2 protein-coding genes are annotated in these 2,249 nt (G+C 64.3%); both read right to left on the bottom strand.

What is annotated here, in order from left to right; all coding sequences use genetic code 11:
* Positions 1–129 precede the first annotated feature (129 nt).
* Positions 130–1,665, bottom strand: a complete 1,536-nt coding sequence (gene ppx / locus EN906_RS31505) for an exopolyphosphatase (protein WP_127270757.1) — start codon at positions 1,663–1,665, stop codon at positions 130–132.
* Positions 1,665–2,249 (bottom strand): phospholipase D-like domain-containing protein (locus EN906_RS31500; RefSeq protein ID WP_348629297.1); only part of this gene is annotated, 585 nt, incomplete at its 5' end. The genes ppx and EN906_RS31500, both read right to left, overlap by 1 nt.

Below are 2,249 nucleotides of genomic sequence, written 5' to 3'. Positions count from 1 at the left end.
AATTAGAGGCACGCGGCAGCGTTCCCTCCCCCTTGTGGGGAGGGCTAGGGTGGGGGTCCTCTTCGCAAGAGTCCATGGCCCTGCGTCGACGGGCGTGGTTCGGCGTAACGCCTACTTGACCGACACGCCCTACTTCACCGACATGCTGGGCCCACCCTCGACAGCCAGCACCAGACGGCGGTTGGTGATCCTTGCCAGTTGCGCCAGGCGCCCGGCCGGCCGCTCGCCATAGAGATCGGCCAGCGATGCCGGCAAGACCAGCGCCAGCACGCCGTTGGCGCGCTGTTCCCATTTCAGCCTGGGCATGATGCCCGGCATCGACGCCGTCAGCAGGTAGACGACGCGCATCATCGCGGCGAGCACGCGCGCCCGCTCCAGATAACGCGGCGGCGCCAACGCCTTGATCTCGGGGGCGATGGCTTCGTTGAAGATGCCGTCGTGACGATAGGCGTTGGCCATGGCCAGGAAGGCACGGCCGGGATGGTCGACGCCGAAGAAGGAGGCGTGCGCGATGATGTTGAGCGATTGCTTGCCGCGATATTCGGGATGCGCGCGCCAGCCGATATCGGCCAGCAATGCGGCCGCGTGGCGATAGCGCGCCTCGTCCTCGGTCTCGTCGATGCCGAAGGCGGCAAAGGTTTTGGCGGTCCAGTCGACAAGTTCATGCGCATGGGTGACGGAGCGCGAGCGCAGGCGTGCAAGCTCCTCCGAGGCCGAAATCAGCGGATCGGCCTTCTGCTCCGCCTCGTCGAGCAGCGAATAGAGAAAGCCTTCACGCACGCCGAGCGCCGAGACGATGATCTTCGACGGCTGCATCGCCGCCATGATCTCCTGCAGCACGACGGCGCCATAGGGCAGCAGCGAACGGCGGTTCTTGGAAACGCCTTCGATGCCCTTGACCTTCTCGATCTCGGCTTTGGCCACCTGCTTGAGGAAATTCGCCGCGCTTTCGGCCGAGATCTCGTAATGGTGCATGACGCCAAGCGGATAGTTGGTCATTTCCATGTGCAGCCGGGCGAGATTTCGCCAGGTGCCGCCGACGGCGTAGAAAGGCCTGCCCTGCCCGCCTTTCAGCAGCTTGGCCTTCGCCAGTTCGTCACGCGCGATCTTCGCCGCCTGGGTCAGCGAGTTCTTCGCCATGTCCTGCAGGCGCAAGCCGCCCAGCGGCAGTGTGATGCCGTCGCCGATCGCTTCGCCGGCGACGTCGACCAGTTCGAGGCTGCCGCCGCCCAGATCGCCGGCGATGCCGTCGGCCGGATGGAAGCCGGAAATGACGCCGAGCGCCGAATAATACGCTTCCTGACGGCCGCTGATGACACGGATCTCGGTCTTCAGCACCTCCTCGGCGCGGTGGATGAAATCAGGGCCATTGACCGCCTCGCGGGCCGCGGCGGTGGCCAGCACATACATCTGCTCGGCGCCGGCCTGGTCGGAAAGCGCGCGAAAGCGACGGAACTCTTCCATCGAGCGCGTCACCGCCTCGGGGTCGAGCTTGCCGGTCGAAACGATGCCCCGGCCGAGACCGGCCAGCATCTTTTCGTTGAACAGCATGGTCGGCGAGCGCGCCAGCCCCTCATAGACGACGAGGCGGATCGAGTTCGATCCGATGTCGATGATGGACAGCGGTCGGCGGTCCTGCAGCCGGCCCTGGGAATCAGACAGCATCAGCCGGACGCTGCAGCGTTCTTCTTGCGGCGCTTGAACTGCGCAATGCGCTTGGGCGCATGCGACTTCAGCGCGTCACCCCGTCCCGACAGGCTCGGATTGGTCATGAAATATTCCTGCGCGTTGAACGGTTCCTCGCCCTCCTCCAGCACGACGCGCCGGGAGGTTCCATCAGCCAATACGTCGAAACTTTGCTGATTGTCCATGATGTTGCCCAGCATGATCTGGCCAAGGATCTGTTCGTGCACAGTTGGATTCGTGATCGGCACCATGGTTTCGACGCGGCGGTCGAGATTGCGCGGCATCAGATCGGCCGAGGAGATGTAGACGATCGCCTCGTCCGACGGCAGGCCGTGACCGTTGCCGAAACAATAGATGCGGCTGTGCTCGAGAAAACGGCCGACGATCGATTTTACGCGGATGTTTTCCGACAGGCCCGGAACCTGCGGCCTCAGGCAGCAGATGCCGCGCACGACCAGGTCGACCTCGACGCCGGCCCGGCTGGCATCGTAGAGCGCGTCGATGATAATCGGATCGACGAGTGCGTTCATCTTCATCCAGATGCGCGCCGGTTTCCCCTGCAC

Origin of the sequence: Mesorhizobium sp. M7A.F.Ca.CA.004.06.1.1 (genome assembly GCF_003999135.1) — a bacterium.
Lineage (GTDB): Bacteria > Pseudomonadota > Alphaproteobacteria > Rhizobiales > Rhizobiaceae > Mesorhizobium.
The sequence above is the reverse complement of the archived record's forward strand: the minus strand, read 5'-3'. Positions and strand labels throughout refer to the sequence as shown.